The sequence below is a fragment of the Streptomyces sp. NPDC088124 genome (assembly GCF_040685895.1).
Classification (GTDB): Bacteria; Actinomycetota; Actinomycetes; order Streptomycetales; family Streptomycetaceae; genus Streptomyces.
In genome coordinates this window covers 1-1,631 of the sequence record NZ_JBFBJB010000139.1, presented here as the reverse complement: position 1 = coordinate 1,631, position 1,631 = coordinate 1, and the positions used below count along the sequence as shown (strand labels likewise).

Sequence of the window (1,631 nt, the reverse complement as noted above, 5' to 3'; positions counted from 1 at the left end):
GCTTCCACATGGCGGGCACCAGCTCGGCGTCGACCTCGCGGGGCAGCAACGGCCGGTCCTTGACCCTCCGGCGCGAGAGCGCGGGCAGGCGGCGCACCGCCTTCAACAGGCGCCGCCCGGCCGGCGCGGCACCCAGCGCGTCCGACTCGCCCAGCAGGGCCAGGAAGGGGCGCACGGTGTTGTAGCGCAGGGCCAGCTTCTCGCGCATCGCCGCCTCGGCCGACCCGTCGTCCTCGGGCACCAGGGCCTCGACGGTCGCCACCGCGCCGGCCACCACCGTACGCGGCACGGCCTCCTCCACCGCCGCCCACAGCGCGGCAACGTCCAAGTCTGCGTCGTTCTCGGCAACCAGGTCCAGCTCGTCGGTGAGGATCTTCGACGCCTTCGCCAGGATGCGCGCGGCCTTCTCCAGCCGCGGCAGCGTCGCCAACCGCTCCCGCTCCGACGCCCTGCGTGCCGGGCTGATCAGCCGGTTCGCCATCAGCACCGCGAACAGATCCAGCGCGTCATCGACCGCCTGAGCCTCCAGCTGACGCACCACCGCCGTCAACAGCGCGGTGCGTCGCGGCTCCGGTGCCCGCTCGATCGTCTGCGCCTTGCTCAACTGCCCGTACCGGGCCAGCGTGGACAGCCGGTTCACCGGCACCCGCGACAGGTTCACCCGCCCGAGCGCAAACGCGGAGATCTCCTCTACTCGCTCCATCGCGCGCACCATCGCGGTGCCCGTCGTCTTCACCGGCGGCGTGCGCAGCCGCTCCAGCTCCGAGACCCGCTTGCCCTCCGGCACCGCCAGCAGCTCCGCCAGCGCCGGCGCGAGCGCGGGATCGGCCCCGTGCGCGGCGCGGGCCACCGCCTCGTACAGGCGCCGCTCGGCTGCCGTACGGGCCTCCGACACCTGCCGTGCCAGCACGCTCACCCCGGGCAGCAGCACCCGGTTCTTGCGCAGCCACGTCACCGCGTGGTTGAACAACGCCACCGGCCCCTCCGCGTGCGTCCACGCCCGCCCGTACAGGAAGCCGCGGAACTCCCGCCCCCACTTCCGGTCGGTGAAGTCCCGGTACTTGAACCGCTCCTGGATCTCCGCCGCGTGCTCGTACGGTGTCCTGCGCCGCTCCGGGTACCGCTTCACGCACGAGGCGTCCGCGATGCCGAGCTGCCCGGCCAGGTACTCCACGGCCTCCCACGGCACCGCGAGCGGGTCCTCACCCAGAAACCGGCCGACGTAGCGGACCGTGCAGATCTGCACCGCCATCCCCAGCCGGTGCGCGTCCGTACGACGGAGCGCGATCAGATCACGGTCGTCGTCATCGAGGAAGAAGAACCGCTCCAGCTCCGGGCGCGTGGGCACCTCCGTGAACGTCCCATACGCCTCGGCCTGCTCATCAGTCAGAAACTCCACCGGCACGAGACGGACCGTAGCCAGCACCGACAACCATCCGGCGATCTTTCCGAGAACCCCGGCGGCACCCCCGGTAGATGTGCTAGCTAACCATGATCAATCTCAGCGGCAGTTTCTGTACCGCAACTACTCACACCCGAGAAAGGCCAGGGCGAGCATGGCGAGCGTGATGTGCCGGTGCCAGGAGGTCCAGTTGCGGACCTGGTAGTGGTCGAGTCCCACCTGGCCCTTG

The 1,631-nt window shown here is 70.9% G+C and carries 1 protein-coding gene; it reads right to left on the bottom strand.

Translation table 11 applies throughout. The features are described from left to right. Window positions 1–1,405, bottom strand: a 1,405-nt coding sequence (locus AB0P17_RS43240; protein ID WP_365820614.1) for a DUF4158 domain-containing protein, incomplete at its 3' end; no start/stop codon positions are given. Between the last annotated feature and the right edge of the window lie 226 nt (window positions 1,406–1,631).